Annotated in this window: 20 protein-coding genes; 10 read left to right on the plus strand and 10 right to left on the minus strand. The window is 66.3% G+C overall.

What is annotated here, in order from left to right:
* Positions 1-103 precede the first annotated feature (103 nt).
* Genes Q1W26_RS09575 through Q1W26_RS09595 form a run of 5 tightly spaced genes read left to right on the plus strand, consistent with a single transcriptional unit; the run spans position 104 to position 4620 of the window.
* Entirely contained in the window at positions 104-1375 is a 1272-nt protein-coding gene (locus Q1W26_RS09575) for an MgtC/SapB family protein (RefSeq protein WP_300439039.1), read from the plus strand.
* A 43-nt stretch (positions 1376-1418) separates the two neighbouring features.
* On the plus strand, positions 1419-2237 hold the full coding sequence (gene amrB / locus Q1W26_RS09580) for an AmmeMemoRadiSam system protein B (RefSeq protein ID WP_300439042.1): 819 nt from the start codon (positions 1419-1421) through the stop codon (positions 2235-2237).
* The gene (gene amrA / locus Q1W26_RS09585; RefSeq protein ID WP_300439045.1) at positions 2224-2790 is read left to right on the plus strand and encodes an AmmeMemoRadiSam system protein A; all 567 of its coding nucleotides are present in this window, start codon (positions 2224-2226) and stop codon (positions 2788-2790) included. Before amrB ends, amrA begins: the two co-directional genes overlap by 14 nt.
* Positions 2791-2795: 5 nt before the next feature.
* Positions 2796-3866 (plus strand): AmmeMemoRadiSam system radical SAM enzyme, encoded by a 1071-nt coding sequence (amrS, locus tag Q1W26_RS09590; protein ID WP_300439048.1) that lies wholly within the window; start codon positions 2796-2798, stop codon positions 3864-3866.
* A 55-nt stretch (positions 3867-3921) separates the two neighbouring features.
* The gene (locus Q1W26_RS09595; protein WP_300439050.1) at positions 3922-4620 is read left to right on the plus strand and encodes an alpha/beta hydrolase; all 699 of its coding nucleotides are present in this window, start codon (positions 3922-3924) and stop codon (positions 4618-4620) included.
* Here Q1W26_RS09595 and Q1W26_RS09600 read toward each other — a convergent pair whose 3' ends face one another.
* The 3 genes from Q1W26_RS09600 to tadA are packed head-to-tail and all read right to left on the minus strand — an operon-like array spanning position 4621 to position 6019.
* Positions 4621-5052, minus strand: a complete 432-nt coding sequence (locus tag Q1W26_RS09600; RefSeq protein WP_300439052.1) for a GNAT family N-acetyltransferase — start codon at positions 5050-5052, stop codon at positions 4621-4623.
* Complete coding sequence (locus Q1W26_RS09605) at positions 5049-5528, minus strand: L,D-transpeptidase (RefSeq protein WP_300439055.1); 480 nt, start codon at positions 5526-5528, stop codon at positions 5049-5051. Before Q1W26_RS09605 ends, Q1W26_RS09600 begins: the two co-directional genes overlap by 4 nt.
* Positions 5529-5533: 5 nt before the next feature.
* Entirely contained in the window at positions 5534-6019 is a 486-nt protein-coding gene (gene tadA, locus Q1W26_RS09610; protein ID WP_300439130.1) for a tRNA adenosine(34) deaminase TadA, read from the minus strand.
* A gap of 119 nt (positions 6020-6138) precedes the next feature.
* Between tadA and Q1W26_RS09615 the strand changes: the two genes are divergently transcribed.
* Positions 6139-9096: a PAS domain S-box protein gene (locus Q1W26_RS09615; RefSeq protein ID WP_300439058.1), complete on the plus strand. Its 2958-nt coding sequence runs from the start codon at positions 6139-6141 to the stop codon at positions 9094-9096.
* Between the two features lie 66 nt (positions 9097-9162).
* On the opposite strand, the gene Q1W26_RS09620 is transcribed toward Q1W26_RS09615, so the two are convergent.
* The 7 genes from Q1W26_RS09620 to Q1W26_RS09650 form a co-directional block, all read right to left on the minus strand.
* Complete coding sequence (locus tag Q1W26_RS09620; RefSeq protein WP_300439061.1) at positions 9163-9663, minus strand: TPM domain-containing protein; 501 nt, start codon at positions 9661-9663, stop codon at positions 9163-9165.
* Positions 9663-10520 carry a TPM domain-containing protein gene (locus Q1W26_RS09625; RefSeq protein WP_300439064.1) on the minus strand — a complete coding sequence of 286 codons (858 nt, stop codon included), beginning with the start codon at positions 10518-10520 and terminating at the stop codon, positions 9663-9665. The genes Q1W26_RS09620 and Q1W26_RS09625 overlap by 1 nt, the downstream gene beginning before the upstream one ends.
* Positions 10521-10565: 45 nt before the next feature.
* Positions 10566-11174, minus strand: a complete 609-nt coding sequence (locus Q1W26_RS09630) for a LemA family protein (protein WP_300439067.1) — start codon at positions 11172-11174, stop codon at positions 10566-10568.
* Positions 11175-11297: 123 nt separating this feature from the next.
* Positions 11298-12146 (minus strand): uracil-DNA glycosylase, encoded by an 849-nt coding sequence (locus Q1W26_RS09635; RefSeq protein WP_300439070.1) that lies wholly within the window; start codon positions 12144-12146, stop codon positions 11298-11300.
* A gap of 70 nt (positions 12147-12216) precedes the next feature.
* Positions 12217-12687, minus strand: coding sequence for a ribosomal protein S18-alanine N-acetyltransferase (rimI, locus tag Q1W26_RS09640; RefSeq protein WP_300439073.1), 471 nt, complete (start codon positions 12685-12687; stop codon positions 12217-12219).
* Positions 12684-13376 (minus strand): tRNA (adenosine(37)-N6)-threonylcarbamoyltransferase complex dimerization subunit type 1 TsaB, encoded by a 693-nt coding sequence (tsaB, locus tag Q1W26_RS09645; protein ID WP_300439076.1) that lies wholly within the window; start codon positions 13374-13376, stop codon positions 12684-12686. Before tsaB ends, rimI begins: the two co-directional genes overlap by 4 nt.
* A gap of 71 nt (positions 13377-13447) precedes the next feature.
* Positions 13448-13765, minus strand: a complete 318-nt coding sequence (locus tag Q1W26_RS09650; protein ID WP_300439079.1) for a hypothetical protein — start codon at positions 13763-13765, stop codon at positions 13448-13450.
* A gap of 203 nt (positions 13766-13968) precedes the next feature.
* Between Q1W26_RS09650 and ompR the strand changes: the two genes are divergently transcribed.
* From ompR to Q1W26_RS09670, 4 genes are read left to right on the plus strand one after another with little or no spacing between them, the layout of a single operon-like run.
* Complete coding sequence (gene ompR / locus Q1W26_RS09655; RefSeq protein ID WP_300439082.1) at positions 13969-14700, plus strand: two-component system response regulator OmpR; 732 nt, start codon at positions 13969-13971, stop codon at positions 14698-14700.
* Between the two features lie 42 nt (positions 14701-14742).
* A complete protein-coding gene (locus Q1W26_RS09660; RefSeq protein WP_300439085.1) occupies positions 14743-16062 on the plus strand; it encodes a sensor histidine kinase in 1320 nt (439 codons plus the stop codon).
* A gap of 44 nt (positions 16063-16106) precedes the next feature.
* Positions 16107-16820: an MBL fold metallo-hydrolase gene (locus tag Q1W26_RS09665; RefSeq protein WP_300439088.1), complete on the plus strand. Its 714-nt coding sequence runs from the start codon at positions 16107-16109 to the stop codon at positions 16818-16820.
* The gene (locus tag Q1W26_RS09670; RefSeq protein ID WP_300439091.1) at positions 16810-17208 is read left to right on the plus strand and encodes a group II truncated hemoglobin; all 399 of its coding nucleotides are present in this window, start codon (positions 16810-16812) and stop codon (positions 17206-17208) included. The genes Q1W26_RS09665 and Q1W26_RS09670 overlap by 11 nt, the downstream gene beginning before the upstream one ends.
* The last annotated feature ends 12 nt before the right edge of the window (positions 17209-17220 follow it).

A 17220-nucleotide genomic window follows, 5' to 3' on the forward strand; every position in this document is an offset into this window, starting at 1 on the left:
CGCCCCTGCGAACCCCGCGTACCGCGGCATATCCCGCGGTGGCGCTTCAGTTGGCGTCCTTTTGTGCCGCAGAATGCAGCATCCATCTCCGGGAACGCCCACCATGCTGTTTTCCCTGCCCTTTGAAGCGCGTCAGCTCGAAGCGCTTGCCCTTGCCACCGCCATCGGGCTCTTGATGGGCCTTGAGCGGGAACGCCGCCCGGCAGCCCGCGCCGGCGTGCGCACCTTCGGCCTCACCGGGCTGCTCGGGGCGCTGGCGGCACTGCTCGCTGAACTGCTGGCGACGCCGGCCTTCATCGCGATGGGCTTCGCGGTGGTGGCGGTGATGATCATCGCCGCCTTCATCCGCCACCCCGAACCGGACGACGACCCCGGCACCACTTCGGTCGTCGCGCTGCTGGTGTGCTACAGCCTCGGCGCGATGGTCTGGCTGGGCCACGGCCGGCTGGCGGTGATGGCTGCGGTGGGGGCCACGATGCTGCTCTACTTCAAGTCCGAACTGCGCGGCGTCGCCGCCCGACTCACCAGCCAGGACTGGCGCTCGATCCTGCAGTTTTCGGTGCTTTCACTCATCGTGCTGCCGATTCTGCCCAACCGGGGCTTCGGCCCCTACGAGGCGATCAACCCCCACCAGGTGTGGCTGATGGTGGTGCTGATTTCCGGCGTCAGCCTTGCTGGCTACGCGGCCCTGCGCCTGGTCGGTGCCCGCTATGGCGCCCCGCTCCTCGGCCTGCTGGGCGGAGTGGTGTCGAGCACCGCCACCACGATGGTGTTCTCCCGCCACGCCCGCGAAAATCCGGCCATGGCCCCCACCGCCACGCTGGTCATCCTGCTGGCCAACCTCATCATGGTGGTGCGCATCCTTTTCATCGCGTGGGCCCTTGCGCCGAGCGTGGTGGAGCCGCTCGTTACCGGCTGCCTGCTGGCCATCCTGGTCGGCTTCATGGTCATCGCACTCAACTGGCACAAACTCGCCAGCCAGGGCGAGTTGCCCATTCCGCAAACCCGCAACCCGACCGAACTGCGCGCCGCCATCGGCTTCGGCCTGCTCTACGCCGGCGTGCTGCTGTGCGCCGCCTGGCTGTCGGACATTGCCGGCAGTGGCGGGCTGTATCTGCTGGCCTTTGTTTCCGGGCTCACCGACGTGGACGCCATTGCGCTGTCCACGCTGCGCCTGCTCAACCTGGGCAAGCTGGAGGTCATGCCTACGGCCATCGCCATCCTGCTGGCGATGATCGCCAACCTGACCTTCAAGTCCTCCCTGGCCTTCGGGCTCGGCGGCGCAGACCTCGGCCGGCGGGTGCTCGGCGGCATGCTCGCCGTTGGCGCGGGGCTCGGCGGAGGCATCGCATGGTTGCTGTACAACTCCCTATAATGAAAGGAGAGGTTGCCCACCGCGTTCAAGGCAAGAGGAAATCATGGCTCAAGCATCACAACGTCCTCCGGCCGTAGCCGGGCTTTTTTACCCGGCCGACCCGCACAGTCTGCATGCCCAGATCTCGGGCTTTCTGGCCGGAGCGATACCCACCGAAGTCGTGCATGCGCCCAAGGCGCTGGTCGTGCCCCACGCGGGCTACATCTACTCCGGCGCCGTTGCCGCCAGCGCCTACGCCGAGCTTGTGCAGCGCCGCGACATCATCCGCCGGGTGCTGATCCTCTGTCCGACCCACCGCGTGGCCGTGCGCGGCATGGCGGTGCCGGCATCGCAAAGCTTCCTCACGCCCCTCGGTGCGGTGTCCATCGACCGGCAGGCCTGGCTTGCCGCACGGGCGCTGCCCGGCGTGATCGTCGACGACCGCCCCCACGCCGAAGAGCACGCCATCGAAGTCCAGCTGCCTTTCCTGCAATCCACCCTCGACCACTTCGAGATTCTTCCGGTTGCCGTCGGCCAGGTGGATGCCCATCTCGTCGCCGGGCTGCTCGAAGCCCTGTGGGGCGGGCCGGAAACCCTGATCGTCATCAGCTCCGACCTCTCCCACTACCACCCCTACCGCCAGGCCCAGTGGCGCGACAAGGCCACCATCGGCAAGATCGCCCAGCTCGACGCGACGCTCGATGGCGAACAGGCCTGCGGAGCCGGCGCCATCAACGGCCTGCTGCTCGCCGCCCAGCGCCACCACCTTTCGCCCCACCTGCTCGATCTGCGCAACTCGGGCGACACCGCCGGCGACCGCGACCGGGTTGTCGGCTACGCAGCCCTGGCCTTTTCCGAAGAACACAACCATGCCCACCACTGACGCCCTCCTCGGCCGGGGCCTCCTCAGCCAGGCCCGCAAGGCCATCGCCGACGCCCTTGGCCTGGACGCCACCGCCGGCCTCGATCACCCCGACTTCGCCAAGCGGGGCGCCAGCTTCGTCACCCTCACCATCGACGGCGAGTTGCGCGGCTGCATCGGCAGCCTCAACGCCCACCGCGCCCTCGGCGACGACGTGCGCAGCAACGCGGTTTCAGCGGCCCTCTCCGACCCGCGCTTTGCGCCGCTTTCGGCAGCCGAATTCGGCAAGGTGCAGGTCGAGGTGTCGCTCCTGACCGAACCCGAGTTCATGGAATTCCGCGACGAAGCCGACGCCCTCGCCCAACTCGTGCCGGGCCGTGACGGGGTGATCTTCTTCAACGGCTGCCAGAAATCCACCTTCCTTCCGCAAGTCTGGGAGCAACTTCCCGAGCCTCACATGTTCATGGCCGCCCTCAAGCAAAAGGCCCGGCTGCCGGTCGACTTCTGGGGCCCCGGCGTCATGCTGGCGCGCTACCAGGTTCGCAAATGGAAAGAAGGAGACTTCAAGGAGTAAACATCATGGACGCGCACCCGGGCCGTTACTGGCACGCTCTCGACGACGGCCGCATCCAGTGCGACCTCTGCCCGCGGGATTGCCGACTCCACGAAGGCCAGCGCGGCGCCTGTTTCGTGCGCCAGATGGTCGGCGGAAAAATGCTGCTCACCACCTACGGGCGAAGCTCCGGTTTCTGCATCGACCCCATCGAGAAAAAGCCGCTCAACCATTTTTACCCCGGCTCCAGCGTGTTCTCCTTTGGCACGGCCGGCTGCAACCTCGCCTGCAAGTTCTGCCAGAACTGGGATATTTCCAAGAGCCGCGACATGGACCGGCTGATGGATACAGCCTCCCCCGCCGAGATCGCCGACGTGGCCGCCAAAAACGGCTGCCGGAGTGTCGCCTACACCTACAACGACCCGGTGATCTTCGCCGAGTACGCCATCGACACCGCCGAGGCCTGCCACGCCCGCGGCATTGCCAACGTGGCGGTCACCGCCGGTTACATCCACCCCGAGGCGCGCCGCGACCTCTTCGCGGTAATGGATGCCGCCAACGTCGACCTCAAGGCTTTCACCGATGATTTCTATGTGCACCAGTGCGGCGCCCACCTCGCCCCGGTGCTCGACACCCTCAGCTGGCTGCACCACGAAAGCGACGTGTGGGTCGAAATCACCACCCTGCTGATTCCCGGCCTCAATGACTCCGAAGCCGAAGTCACCGCACTGTCGAAATGGGTCGCCACCGAACTCGGGCCCGACGTGCCGCTGCACTTCACTGCCTTTCACCCCGACTACAAACTCGACCAGCTTCCCCCCACCCCGCCGGCCACCCTGACCCGCGCCCGCAAGATCGCGATGGACGCCGGCCTGCACTATGTTTACACCGGCAACGTGCACGACACCGAAGGCGGCTCGACCCGCTGCCCGTCCTGCGGGCAGATCGTCATCGAACGCGACTGGTACGCCATCCTCGCCTACCGGCTCGATGCGCGCGGCGCCTGCCAGGGCTGCGGGCACCCCATCGCCGGACGCTTCGGCGAATTTTCCGGTGCATTCGGCCCGCGCCGTGTTCCGGTGCACATCCGGACGTAAGCGCAGTGACGCATTACCTTGTCGACCCACAACAGGGCGTGCCATCGTCGCAACCATGATGAAACTGCGTCACACCCCGATCAGCATCGCCGCCGGCCCCGTGTGGCTGGAGGCGCTGCAAGCCCATTCGCCCGACGCCGACGGCCTGATCCTCATCGCCCAGAATTCCGTCGGCAATCACCGCAACTCCCGCGAGGCCCACTTCGCCCGCTGCCTCCAGAATGCCGGCTTCGCCACGCTGCTGTTCGACCTGGAAACCCGCTACGAAGAAACCCGCGACCCGGACACCCGCTACAACACGCCGCTGCTCGGCCACCGCATCAACACGCTGTTTGACTGGCTGCGCCACCAGCCGACGCTGGTCAGCATGCCGATCGGGCTGCTCGCCAGCAGCACCGGCAGCGCGGCAGCGGTGCGTGCGCTGGCAAAGGATCCGGAGCTGGTCAGTGCCCTCGTGTGCCGCGGCGGCCGCCCGGGGCTGGCCGGAATCAGCCCGCTTCGCCAGGTTTCCTGCCCCACGCTGATGATCGTCGGCGACAGGGACGAAGGCCTCGGCAACATTCGTCAGGCCTACGATTTGCTCGGCTGCACCAAGGCATGGCGGGATGTCCCCGGAACCGACGACTACTTTCGCGAACCCGGCGCCCTGGACGACGCTGCCACGCTGGCCGCCGAGTGGTTCCACGCCCATCTGGCCCTCACGCCGGCCCAGCGCACCCTGGCCGCCGGCGACTCAAGCCAGCCGGCCACCTGATCAAAGCATTCGCACCATCGCCTGGTGCGGCAGGCCCGCCTCGTCGTATTGATCCCCCTCCGGCACAAAGCCAAAACGGGTGTAAAAACCCAGCGCATGGCTTTGCGCGCTGAGGGCCAGACGCGACATGCCGCGCCGCCCGGCCTCCGCCATCAAGGCCTCGAGCAACGCCGCCCCGACACCACGACCGCGCCAGCCGGCCAGCACGGCCATGCGCCCGATATGGCCGTCCGGCAGCAGGCGCCCGGTGCCCACCGGCTCGTCGCCCATCCACGCCAGCGCGTGACACGACAGCCCATCGAACTCGTCCAGCTCCATCTCGGCCGGTACGCCCTGTTCATCCACAAAAACCCGGAAGCGGATCGGCGCGGCCTGCGCTGAAACCTCGGCCCAGCTCCCCAGCTTTACGCTGACGCCCGCTGCGCGGCTCATGCCTGGATATCCACCGGTGTGCCAACCGGAACAAGATCGAAGAGTTCGGCCACGTCGCGGTTGCGCATGCGCACGCAGCCGATGGACAGCGGCACGCCCATCGGCTCGGTGTCAGGCGTGCCGTGGATATAGATATAGCGACGCATCGAATCCACCGTGCCGAGCCGGTTGAAACCCGGCTCCTTACCCGACAGCCACAGGATCCGGGTCAGGATCCAGTCCCGCCCGGGCCGCTCGGCGGCCAGCTCCGGCGACCACACCTCGCCCGTCGGCCGTCGCCCGCGAAAAGCCGCCCCGAGCGGCGCACCGGCACCAATCCTGGCCCGGATCACATGCCGGCCGCGCGGCGTGCAATGACTCCCGCTCTCCTCGCCGGGCCCGTTTCTCGCGGTCGAAACGTTATAACGACGAATGCAGGCGCCATCGTCACCAAACAGGGCCAGCGTCTGAGTGGAAATATCGATTCGAATCTGCATCCTATTCACGCTCCGGCCCCCCGTTTGCGCCGGGCGGCAAAAAAACCGGACAAAATTCCGCCACATGTGTCGGCAAGGACTCCTCCCTCCACCTCGGCGTGATGATTTAGGCGTGTCTCCGCAAAAAGATCGATTACGCTACCTGCGACGCCTGTTTTCGGATCACGCGCACCAAACACCACCCGGCCAATCCGGGCATGCATAATTGCTCCGGCACACATCACGCAGGGTTCGAGCGTCACATACAGCGTGCAGCCGGGCATGCGGTAATTGGCCAGCGTTTCAGCCGCATTGCGCAGCGCCATCACCTCGGCGTGGGCAGTGGGGTCATGGCGCAAAATGGGCTGATTGAAGCCGCGGCCGACGACACGGCCATCGGGTCCGACGATCACCGCGCCGACGGGCACCTCGCCACGGCGGCCGGCCTCCTCGGCCAGTTCGATGGCGACACGCATGAATTCGGCGTCCTGCTCGGGACTGATAGGGGTCATAGATGAATGACAGAAATGACTGAAATGAAGTTTCGGAACCTGAAAAACGGATTTTAAAGCAGCATCGTGCAAACACCGGCCCAAACAGTGACAGCCCCCTCCCTGACAGGGCGGGCTCGATGACTCCCCCACGGAACCACGAGCCCGCGCTGGAACAGATCGAGGCCGGCCCAGCCCTCCTTCCGATGCCCGCGATCCGCGCCGCGCGCATCGCCTGCGTCTATGCGCTGCTGGCCGTCACGCTGATCGCCGGCGTAGAGTTGCTGCCCGCGGCAGAAGCGCTACGCCATCACCTGAGCACCCTGCTGGCTGGCGCCACGAGCGTGTTCCTGTTTGTTCTGCTGCGCCGTGAGCCCGCCAAAGCCCATCCGGCACCTGCCGCAATCAGCCTTCCGCTCCATGGTGACGTTTCCGGCGCCGAATGCGAAACACGCTTCCGCGAAGTACTCGACACGGTGCAGCACGTGCAGTACCGGTTCAACCCCGAACACGAATGCTACGACTACATCTCGCCCCGCGCCGAAGCATGGCTGGGCACTTCCATCGAGACCTTGTGCGCCCCAGGCGGCTGGCAACACTTTTCCCAGCGCATCAGCAGCGAGGAACTGGGCCGTATCTGGGCCCGGATTGGTGAAGCCCTCAAAACCCCGGGCTGCGATCCGGTGGAAATCAGCTTTGAATACCAGCTCGACTCGGACTGCTCCGGCCCCATCTGGATTCGCGATCAAGCGACTCTTCTGCGCCGGCCCGACGGCAGCCTGAAGGCCGTCGTCGGCGCAGCCTTCGACCAGACTGCCGAGCGCACCGCCCGCGAAAATCTTCGCGTCACCCTGCGCAGCATGGGCGAAGCGGTCATCGCGACCGACGAGCAGAGCCGCATCACGCTGATGAACCCGGTGGCAGAGGCGCTCACCGGCTGGAACGAGGACGAAGCCCGCGGCCAGCACCTCGGCGCGCACTTCCACATCATTGACGAAGAAACCGGCGAGGCGCTCGAATGCCCGGCCGCCAGGGCACTGCGGGAGCGCCACAAGGGCACGGCCAGCAAGCCAACACTGCTGGTTGATCGCGGCGGGATGCGCCGCCCGATTACCCATAGCTGCGCGCCCATCATGCTGGCGCCCCACGAACAGCCCCTCGGCACCGTCATGGTTTTCCGCGACCAGACCGAGGAGCGCCGCGACCACCAGGCCGTCACAAGCCAGCAGGCACGCTACCGCGCCCTCGTGGAAAACTCGCCAGTGGGCATTTTCCACTACACAAGCGACCTGCTGATCAGCTACTGCAATAGCCGGCTGGCCGAAATCATCCGCTCGACGCCCGAACAACTGGCCGGCATGGACCTCCACAGCCTCGGCGACGAGGCCATCCTGTCGATTCTCCAGCAAGCCCTGCTCGGCCAGCGTGGCGCCTACGACGGCCCCTTCGTCTCGCCGCTGGGCCTGGATGACGTGCACATACTCTCGATCCGCGTCGCCCCGGACTACGACGCGGCCGGCAAGGTCTGCGGCGGCATCGGCATCGTCGAAGACCGCACCGCCTATCTCGAAGCCGAAGCCCAACTGCGCGACAGCAAGGAGCGCTACGTGCTGGCCCAGCGCGGCACCAACGAAGGCCTGTGGGACTGGGATCCGACCACCCGCTACCTGTACCTGTCGTCGCGCCTCCTGTCGCTGCTGGGCCTCGACAGCGACACCCTGCGCACCACCGGCGACGAGTGGCTGAAGCTCATCCATCCGGACGACCGGGCCCACTACCGGGCAGATGTCATCGCCCACCTGCGTGGCGAAACCGATCACTTCGAATCCGAATACCGGGTGGCCGACAAGGACGGCAAGTTCCACTGGGTACTGGCCCGCGGCCTGGCCCACCGTAACCAGCAGGGGCGCGCCGTCCGCATCGTCGGCTCGATCGGCGACATCACCGCCAGGAAGCGCGCCGAAGAGCAGCTCAAGGCCGAGCGCGATTTTTCCCATGGCCTCATCGAAGGCCTGCCGGCGCCCTTCTTCCTGTTCGACCAGCGCGGCCGGCTGGTGCTGTGGAATCGCTTCGTAAGCGAACTCACCGGCCTCCCCGACGCGCAGCTCCTCAACGCGGAAGCAGAAAGCCTGGTGATCCCGGAGCAGGAACCGGTCATGGCCCACCGCATCGAATCGGCCCTGCTCACCGGCGAGGCGTCGGCGGAAGTCATGCTTCGCCGCAACGACAAGGAGCCCGTGCCTTTTCTCGTCGTCGGCCGGCGCGTCATTCTCGACGGCAAGCCGCATATCGTCGGCGTGGGCACCGATCTCACCGAACGCAAGTTTGCAGAACGCGCCATCAAGCGCCTCAACACCGAACTCGAACGCCGCGTCGCCGAGCGCACCTCCCAGCTCAGCGCCGCCCTCAACGAACTCGAATCCTTCAGCTACTCGGTATCCCATGACCTGCGCGCACCGCTGCGCGCCATCGAGGGCTACAGCGCCATCCTCGGCTCGGACTACGGCGACAAGCTCGACGACGAGGCCAAGGAGCTCCTGCGCCGGGTTCGCGCTGCCGTGCACCGCATGGGGCAACTCATCGATGACCTGCTCACGCTTTCACGGGTCAGCCGCAAGGAGCTGGAGCGCCGCCCGGTGGATCTCACCCTGCTCGCCCAGGTGATTTGCGAAGAACTCCGCCAGCAAGATCCGGAGCGGGAAGTCCGGGTGGACATCGCCCCGCATCTGCAGGTCGAGGGCGACCCGAGCCTGATGCGCACCGTGCTGGAAAACCTGCTCGGCAACGCCTGGAAGTTCACCGGCCGCGTCGAGCACCCGGCAATCCGCTTCGAAGCCACCCGCCACGAAGGCGTCGATGCCTTCGTGATCCGCGACAACGGCGCCGGCTTCGACATGCGCTACCGGGAAAACCTGTTCCGCCCTTTCCAGCGCCTGCACTCCGACCGGGAGTTTCCCGGCACCGGCATCGGCCTCGCCACCGTCGCCCGCATCGTCCGCCGGCATGGCGGCGAAGTATGGGCCGAAGGCGAAGTCGGCCAGGGCGCCTCGCTTTACTTCAGCATCGGGCAAACTGCCGCACTGCAAAACGGCAACTGACAGACCAAAAAACGGGGCCAACATATCGGCCCCATTTTTTTGAATCACGTCTGGATCGCAACTGCGCTACTTCAGCAAAACCGGCCGGTCCGGCAATTCGTTCGGGTTGCTTCCCCGCGCCGGGAAAGGCCCGGCAAGCAGATCACCCACGGCGCGCACGGCATCCACCGCCCCGTCGCCAAAACGCTTTTCGCGAAACGCAGACTCCATCCGCCGGCAAACGCGATCCCATTCGGCCTGCGGCACCTGCCGGGCAATCCCCCGGTCCGCAACAATCTCGACCCGGCGGTCAACCCACTGGACGTAGATCAGCACGCCGGTGTTCTCGTCCGTATCCCACACCCGCAAGCGCGAAAAGACCTCTACCGCGCGCTCGCGGCTATCGATGCCACGCATCAATTCGGACACATCCAGCCCGGCCTCGACAGCAAAACGGATCTCGCCCCGATGGCGCGCTTCCGAAGCCTTCACGGCGGCATCTATGGCCTTCATGACGGGTGGCGTGAACACCCGCCCCAGCACCCAAGACGGTGCAATGACATGACGAAGCAAACGTCCGATCTGCATCACCAGCTCCCCGACGCGCCGCCGCCGCCAAAACCGCCACCACCGCCCGACCAGCCTCCGCCACCGCCGCCGCGCCCGAAGCCAGCCATGCCGCCGCCGCCCACCCACGGCCCGCCGCGGCCACCGCCCCCTGAACCGAGAGCAAGCGCGAAGAAGAAGGCCACCACGCCGGCCACCACGCCGACCAGCAAGGCGCCGGAGAACATCCATCCGCCCACCCCGGCGAGCCCTCCAAGAACGGTCGCACCCAGCACCCGGCCGAGGATCACCCGCAGCACACTGCCGACGATGACGACCCCGAGCAAGCCAAAGACGAGCACATCCGAAAGCGAGTCGACAGTCACACCGGGCCCGGCCCCACCTTCTGCAGGCGCCGGCAAGGCCTCGCCGCTGACCCGCGCGGCAATCGCCTCGACGCCAGCCTCAATGCCACCGGAAAAATCCCCGGTCTTGAAATGCGGCGTCACCACATCGGCGATGATGCGCTTGGCAATGGCGTCGGGAATCGCGCCTTCCAGCCCGCGCCCCACCTCGATGCGCATGCGGCGATCCTCGCGCGCCACCAGAAACAGCACGCCGTCGTCCACGCCCTTGCGCCCCAGGCGCCAAGCCTCGGCGGCGCGCAGGGCGTAGGCCTCGATGGCCTCGGGCTGCGTGGTGGACACCACCAGCACCGCAACCTGGGCGCCCTTTTCCTGCTCCAGCCGGATCAGGCGGTTTTCAAGGGCCAGCCGCTGCGGCTCGGGCAGCAATCCAAGCGTATCGGTTACATGCGCCGACAACGCCGGAATGGCCTGCAATTCCTGGCCATGCGCCCCCCCGCCGACGATGCCGAGCACCAGCAGCAGAAACCGCAAGAAGACCGCCAAAACCCGCCCCACGACGAAAGCCCCGCGCCGGCCTTAGCGGCCTGCCGGAGCCGGGCTGCCGAAATTCACCTTCGGCGGCTCGCTGATGGTGGCTTCGTTCTCGACGGTGAAGTTGGCCTTGGCCTTGGCGCCGATCACCATCGCGGTAAGGTTGTTGGGGAAGGTGCGCACCGACACGTTGTAATCCTGCACCGCCTTGATGTAGCGGTTGCGGGCCACGGTGATGCGGTTCTCGGTGCCTTCGAGCTGGGCCTGGAGATCGCGGAAGTTGGCGTCGGCCTTGAGATTGGGATAGTTCTCGGTGACCACCAGCAGGCGCGAAAGCGCGCCGGAAAGCTCGCCCTGAGCCTTCTGGAATTTGGCCATGGCGTCCGGATCATTCACGAGCTCGGGCGTCACCTTCATGCCGGCCACGTTGGCACGGGCTTCGGTCACGCGGGTCAGCACCTCTTTCTCGTGGGACGCGTAGCCCTGAACCACCTGCACGAGGTTGGGAATCAGGTCGGCCCGGCGTTTGTACTGGTTGAGCACCTCGGACCACGAGGCATTGATCTGTTCGTCGTTGATCTGGATCTGGTTGTAGCCACAGCCCGAGAGCAGCAGCAAGGACAGGATCATCGACAGGAATAGCTTGATACGCATGGTGTGTCCTCGAAAAAAAGCAGCCGTTTGAGGCGACCGAAACAAACATTCTAGCCAAGCGGGATGACGGGCACCGTTCATCTTCGTCTGGCGATCAAATCTTGCACTTCTACGGGCGCCCCGTCAGGCCTCGACCTCTTGCTTGAGGCGACGCATGGTGGCGCGGGCGAAGCACAGGTCTTCCCAGGCCTTGGCCTTGTCGGCCTGGTTACGCAGCAGGTAGGCCGGATGATAGGTGATGATCACAGGGATTCCGTTGTACTCAAACAGCTTGCCGCGCATGGCACCAATCTTCACCTCCTGGTTCAGCAGCGCCTGGGCGGCCGGGCGGCCAAGGGCGACAATCAGGCGCGGCTGAATCAGCCCGATCTGGCGTTGCAGGTAGGGGAAGCAGGCGGCCAGCTCGGACACTTCAGGCGTGCGGTTGTTGGGCGGACGGCATTTCACCGCGTTGCCGATGAACACGTCCTCGCCCCGCTTGAGATCGATGCTCGCCAGCATGTTGTCGAGCAGGCGTCCGGCCTGACCGACGAAGGGCTCACCGCGCGCGTCTTCCTCGGCGCCCGGCCCTTCGCCGACAAACAACCAGTCGGCCTGGCGATCGCCGACACCGGGCACCGCCTGCTTGCGGCGCTGGCACAGCTCGCAGGCATCGCAGGCACGGATGCGGGCATCCAGTTCGTCCCAATCAAGGCTTGCGATATCGCCCGGCACATCACGGTGCGTTGCGGGTGCTTCGATCGGGGGCCCGGACGACAGACCCGCCACCGGCGGCGCAAAGCGGGCCAGCGGTTTGACCGTTGCCTCGTCCACAGCCTGCACGCCAGACGGAAGCATCTCGGGCGCCCGGACAACCGGCTCAGGCGGGGCGGATTCGACGACCGGAACCTCCTCGACCTCCTCCGCACCGCGCAGCCGCCACAGGGGGGCGAGCCCCATTTCACGCAGAATGCCGTCGCGCCGGGAATTCATGAGCACACCCTTGCCGCTGCGCGCCTTTCGGCCATGCGGAAACATTCGCCCTTCAGGCGGCCCTGCGGCCTCATCGCCATAGCGGCAACCTCATCACCAGGGCGTCTTCCCGCCCTTCGGCGGCCGGGTAATAGCCCTTGCGCCGGCCTATCGTTTCAAAGCCGGCCCGCTGATAGAGCGCCAGCGCCGGCACGTTGGACGGCCGCACTTCGAGAAAGAGCTGGCGCGCGCCGGCCTCACGGGCAACCCGGCCCAGGTGATCGAGCAGACGCCGGCCGAATCCGCAGTTCTGACGCGCCGACACCACGCTGATGTTGAGGATGTGGGCCTCGTCGAGCACCATCATCAAGACCGCGTAGCCCACCGGCTCGGCACCGTCGAACATCATCCAGCAGCCGTAACCTGCACTCATCGAATCGGCAAAACTGATGGCCGACCACGGAAACGGATACAGCAGTCGATCCTGTGCAGCGACCCATTCGAGGTCGAGCTCGCTCATGGGCGCAAAAACGGGATCGAGGGCAGGCACCACCACGCTCATGCCTTGCCTCCGCGGGCGAGGCGCTCGGCAGTGGTCATCGCAACCTTGTCGCGCACATACAGCGGTGCGGCGAGCGCCGGGTCGATGGCTTCGCCGCGCAGGAAGCGCCCGGCGGCAAGCCGGGCAACGGCCGCAGCCAGCTGCGGCGTGGATGCGTCAAAACCGGTCAAGCGATCGCCAAGCGCCGGAACAAGGGTTTTTTCGTAAGCCCGGAAGGCGGAGCCGAAGCCGAACCACGTGCCGTCAGGCGGCAGTTGCACGCTCGTTGGCACTGCGCAGGCCGGCGCGAGGCATTCCTGCAGCGCGCCATCAACGCGGCGGTAGGCCGCAAAATAAACCTCGGACATGCGCGCATCGGCCGCGACAAAAATCGCATCGTGCCCGCACAGGCTCGCCAGCGCTTCAAGGGTACCGACGGGAATCACCGGCTTGCCGGCGCCCATCGCCAGGCCCTGGGCAACCCCGCAGGCAAGCCGCAGACCGGTGAAAGCGCCCGGGCCAGCACCAAAGGCAATCGCATCCACGTCGCCAAGTGCAAGGCCCGCATCCTTGAGGAGCTGGACAATTTCAGGAAGGATGGTTTCCGAATGGCCGGGGCTACCGGCAACGGAACGTTCGTGCATCCGCTCGCCGTCCAGAAGGGCGACCGAGGCGGATTCGGAGGAGGTTTCGAGGGCTAGGATCTTCATGGCCCGCGCATTCTAACGCCCCGCGGGCCCGCCGGCCGTGCCGGCACAAGGGCACGCCACGCCAGAGCCCATCAATCAGGCCGGCGCGGCGGTGGGTTACCGTAAACATCGCGCCCCGCGTCATGGACGTCGCGCCGCAACTGGCGCCGCTCCTCGGGCGACCAGCGACGCGGATTGCGGCTGTCGTCCATGTCCGGACGACGCGCCGGCTCGGCCATGAAGGCCGGCGGCTCACGCATCTGGCGATCGACCGGACCCGCATGGGAACGCAGCCAGCCGCCCCCCCGCTCAGGCCCGTTGGCAAACGCAGCGGCACACCACAACTGCCCTGCCAGCACGCCTGCCGCCACGAAGCCCACACCACGAAGCAACTTGTTATGCACAGACATCTCGCTTTCCATGTCCCATATCCTAACCCGGCGACAGAATTTCGGACATTCAGCCCCCGCTGGATTTGATTCTGGCAGCCCCGCCGCGGATTGAAATCCCCCTTTGTAAGAGGATGTTAGGCCGCCCCGAGCCCTTACTTTTGCTTACTGCACCCTCGCTATCCGGCTAGCCGGCTGGCAGGCGAAAAGCTAGGATTCGCTCCATGGAAAAAGAAAGCTATCGCATTCTCGTCGTCGACGACGACCTTCGCCTGCGGGATCTTCTCAAACGCTATCTCGGCGAACAGGGCTTCAACGTCAAGACGGTCAGTGACGCGGCCCAGATGGATCGCGTGCTCCTGCGCGAACATTTCGACCTGATGGTGCTCGATCTGATGCTGCCCGGCGAGGACGGCCTGTCGATCTGCCGGCGCCTGCGCGGCACCAATAACCCCATCCCCATCGTGATGCTCACCGCCAAGGGCGACGACGTCGACCGTATCGTCGGCCTCGAGATGGGCGCCGACGACTACCTGCCCAAGCCCTTCAACCCGCGCGAACTGGTTGCCCGCATCCACGCCGTGATGCGCCGCCAGCCGCAAACGCCGCCTGGCGCACCCGCCGCCGACGACGAGGACGTCAGCTTCGGCCAGATCGTCGTCCAGCTCGGCACCCGCATCCTGGTTCGCAGCGGCGAGGAAACCCTGCTGACCACCGGCGAATTTGCGCTGCTCAAGGTACTGCTCCAGCACCCCCGCCAGCCCCTCTCCCGCGACCGCCTGATGGAACTGGCGCGCGGGCGCGAATACGACGTCTTCGACCGTTCCATCGACGTGCAGATTTCGCGCCTCAGGAAGCTCATCGAAGAAGACCCCGGCAAGCCCCGCTACATCCAGACCGTCTGGGGCTTCGGCTACGTCTTCGTTCCCGACGGCAACAAACACGCGGCCCCTTGACCCGGCTTCATGGCGCACCCCCGCCTTCGAGCGCTCCTGCCCTTGTCACCCCGAACCCTGCTGTGGCGAATCTTCCTGCTGGTGGCCGTACTCATGCTGGCCTCGGTGGCAGTATGGTCGGCCATATTCAGCCACTTCGACCAGGCCAGCCGGGGCCGGCAAACCGCCCAGACCGTAGTCAGCATCATCAACCTCACCCGCACGGCCCTGCTCAACGCCGACCCGGCACTGCGCAAGGATCTGCTCCTCGACCTGGCCACCCTCGAAGGCATCCGCATCTACCCGGCCGAGGATGACGACAAGACCACGCCCCTCGACGACACCGCGGTACTGCGCCGGGTTATCGAGGACGTACGCCTCCAGCTCGGTGCCGACACCCGCTTCGCCTCCTCCTGGGAAGGGCTGACCGGTTTCTGGGTCAGCTTCCGCATCAAGGGCGACGACCCCGCCGACAACGCCGAGTTCTGGGTCATGCTGCCCAGCGAGCGGGTCATGCGCCCCCATGCGCTCGAATGGATGTGGTGGGGCGCCGCCGCCCTGTGCCTGGCCATGCTCGGCGCCTACATGATCGTGTCCCGCCTCAACCGCCCCCTCAAGGCCATGGCCGCCGCCGCCCGCACCGTCGGACGCGGTGAAATGCCGCCACGTCTCTCCGAGAGCGGGCCGACAGAACTGGCGGACCTCGCCCACGCCTTCAACCAGATGTCCCATGACCTGCAGCAACTCGACGCCGACCGGGCGCTGATTCTTGCCGGCGTCTCCCACGACCTGCGCACCCCCCTCGCCCGCCTGCGCCTGGGCGTCGAAATGTGCGGCGCCGACCCCGCGGACGTGGACGCGATGGTCTCCGACATCGAGGACATGGACCGCATCATTGGCCAGTTCCTGGAGTTCTCCCGGGTGGATGGCGGCGAAACCCTCGCCCCCCTCGATCTTGCCGCGCTCGCCGACGAGCTTTCCGCCCTTTACGCCCGCCGCGGCTTTCCGCTCACGGTGCGCAGCAGCGGCACCAGCCTTGTGACGGCGCGCCCGCAAGCCCTGCGCCGGGCCATCACCAACCTGATCGAAAACGCCATCACCTACACCGGCGCTGCGCCCGAACTCGAAACCGGCAGCACTGGCGGCCGGCCCTTCATCCGTGTGCTCGACCGCGGGCCCGGCATCCCGGCATCCGAGACCGAAAGGGTGAAGCGCCCCTTTACCCGCCTGGAATCCGCCCGCAGCAACACCAAGGGCTCGGGGCTCGGGCTTGCCATCGTCGATCGTATCGTGCGCGGCCAGCACGGCGAATTTCGCCTCAGCCCCCGCGAAGGCGGCGGACTCGACGCCTGCATCCTGCTCCCGGCCGCGCCAAAAACCTGAGTTAAAGCTAGAATTGGGCCGAACTCCTTAATGGCGCCGCAACCATGATCCTCTTCCACCAGTTCTACGATCAGACCAGTTCCACGCTGACCTATCTGCTCGCCGACCCCATCAGCGGCGACGCCGTTGTCATCGACTCGGTCAAGGAGCACCTGGGCGCCTACCTCAGCTTTCTGCAAGAGCAGGAGCTGAGCCTGGCGTGGGTGCTCGAAACCCACATCCATGCCGATCACATCACTGGCGCGGCCGGCCTGCGCGAACTCACCGGCGCCCGCAGCGCCATGGGCCGCAACGGTGCCGCGGGATGCGCCGACCGCCTGCTCGGCGAAGGCGACACCATCGTCTTCGGCAACCACGTGATCCGCGTCATTCCCACCCCCGGCCACACCCCCGGCTGCGTCACCTACCAGTGGCGCGACCGCCTGTTCACCGGCGACGCGCTCCTGATCAGCGGCTGTGGACGAACCGACTTCCAGGGCGGCGACGCAGGCCAGCTCTACGACAGCGTCACCGAGCGCCTGTTCACCCTGCCCGACGAAACCCTGGTCTATCCCGCCCACGACTACCACGGCGCCCGCGTGTCCTGCATCGGCCAGGAAAAAGACCGCAACCCGCGCTTCGCCGGCCGCAGCCGTCAATCCTTCATCGACTTGATGGGCAGTCTCAACCTGCCCCGCCCTGAAATGATGGACGAAGCCCTGCCCGCCAACATGAACTGTGGCAACGGCCGGCCCCAGAAGGATCTTCATGGTGTCTGAACCCGCCACGCCCTATGCAGAACTCGGTGGCGAAGCCGGCATCCGCCGCCTCGTCCATCGCTTCTACGAATTGATGGATACGCTGCCCGAAGCCTGGGATGTGCGCCAGATGCACCCTGAAGACCTATCCGGCTCGGAAGAAAAACTCTTCATGTACCTCACCGGCTGGCTGGGCGGCCCGCCACTCTACGAGCAGGCTCACGGCCATCCGCGCCTCAGGGCCCGTCACCTGCCCTTCACCATCGCCAGCCGCGAGCGCGACCAGTGGCTCATGTGCATGAAGCTCGCCTTCGACGAATGCATCCCCGAAAGCCCGCTGCGCGCCCGGCTGTGGACCGCCATCGACGGCCTTGCCGATCACATGCGCAACCGCGCCGACCCCGCCTGAACCCAGCCCCAA

Origin of the sequence: Zoogloea sp., from assembly GCF_030157465.1 — a bacterium.
In the GTDB taxonomy this organism is placed as follows: Bacteria; Pseudomonadota; Gammaproteobacteria; order Burkholderiales; family Rhodocyclaceae; genus Zoogloea.

What these genes read in the sequence shown, in the direction of transcription:
- Q1W26_RS09575 (WP_300439039.1), top strand. Translation starts at nt 104, where the DNA reads ATGCTGTTTTCCCTGCCCTTTGAAGCGCGTCAGCTCGAAGCGCTTGCC.
- amrB (WP_300439042.1), top strand. Translation starts at nt 1,419, where the DNA reads ATGGCTCAAGCATCACAACGTCCTCCGGCCGTAGCCGGGCTTTTTTAC.
- amrA (WP_300439045.1), top strand. Translation starts at nt 2,224, where the DNA reads ATGCCCACCACTGACGCCCTCCTCGGCCGGGGCCTCCTCAGCCAGGCC.
- amrS (WP_300439048.1), top strand. Translation starts at nt 2,796, where the DNA reads ATGGACGCGCACCCGGGCCGTTACTGGCACGCTCTCGACGACGGCCGC.
- Q1W26_RS09595 (WP_300439050.1), top strand. Translation starts at nt 3,922, where the DNA reads ATGATGAAACTGCGTCACACCCCGATCAGCATCGCCGCCGGCCCCGTG.
- Q1W26_RS09600 (WP_300439052.1), bottom strand. Translation starts at nt 5,052, where the DNA reads ATGAGCCGCGCAGCGGGCGTCAGCGTAAAGCTGGGGAGCTGGGCCGAG.
- Q1W26_RS09605 (WP_300439055.1), bottom strand. Translation starts at nt 5,528, where the DNA reads ATGCAGATTCGAATCGATATTTCCACTCAGACGCTGGCCCTGTTTGGT.
- tadA (WP_300439130.1), bottom strand. Translation starts at nt 6,019, where the DNA reads ATGACCCCTATCAGTCCCGAGCAGGACGCCGAATTCATGCGTGTCGCC.
- Q1W26_RS09615 (WP_300439058.1), top strand. Translation starts at nt 6,139, where the DNA reads ATGACTCCCCCACGGAACCACGAGCCCGCGCTGGAACAGATCGAGGCC.
- Q1W26_RS09620 (WP_300439061.1), bottom strand. Translation starts at nt 9,663, where the DNA reads ATGCAGATCGGACGTTTGCTTCGTCATGTCATTGCACCGTCTTGGGTG.
- Q1W26_RS09630 (WP_300439067.1), bottom strand. Translation starts at nt 11,174, where the DNA reads ATGCGTATCAAGCTATTCCTGTCGATGATCCTGTCCTTGCTGCTGCTC.
- Q1W26_RS09635 (WP_300439070.1), bottom strand. Translation starts at nt 12,146, where the DNA reads ATGAATTCCCGGCGCGACGGCATTCTGCGTGAAATGGGGCTCGCCCCC.
- rimI (WP_300439073.1), bottom strand. Translation starts at nt 12,687, where the DNA reads ATGAGCGTGGTGGTGCCTGCCCTCGATCCCGTTTTTGCGCCCATGAGC.
- tsaB (WP_300439076.1), bottom strand. Translation starts at nt 13,376, where the DNA reads ATGAAGATCCTAGCCCTCGAAACCTCCTCCGAATCCGCCTCGGTCGCC.
- Q1W26_RS09650 (WP_300439079.1), bottom strand. Translation starts at nt 13,765, where the DNA reads ATGTCTGTGCATAACAAGTTGCTTCGTGGTGTGGGCTTCGTGGCGGCA.
- ompR (WP_300439082.1), top strand. Translation starts at nt 13,969, where the DNA reads ATGGAAAAAGAAAGCTATCGCATTCTCGTCGTCGACGACGACCTTCGC.
- Q1W26_RS09665 (WP_300439088.1), top strand. Translation starts at nt 16,107, where the DNA reads ATGATCCTCTTCCACCAGTTCTACGATCAGACCAGTTCCACGCTGACC.
- Q1W26_RS09670 (WP_300439091.1), top strand. Translation starts at nt 16,810, where the DNA reads ATGGTGTCTGAACCCGCCACGCCCTATGCAGAACTCGGTGGCGAAGCC.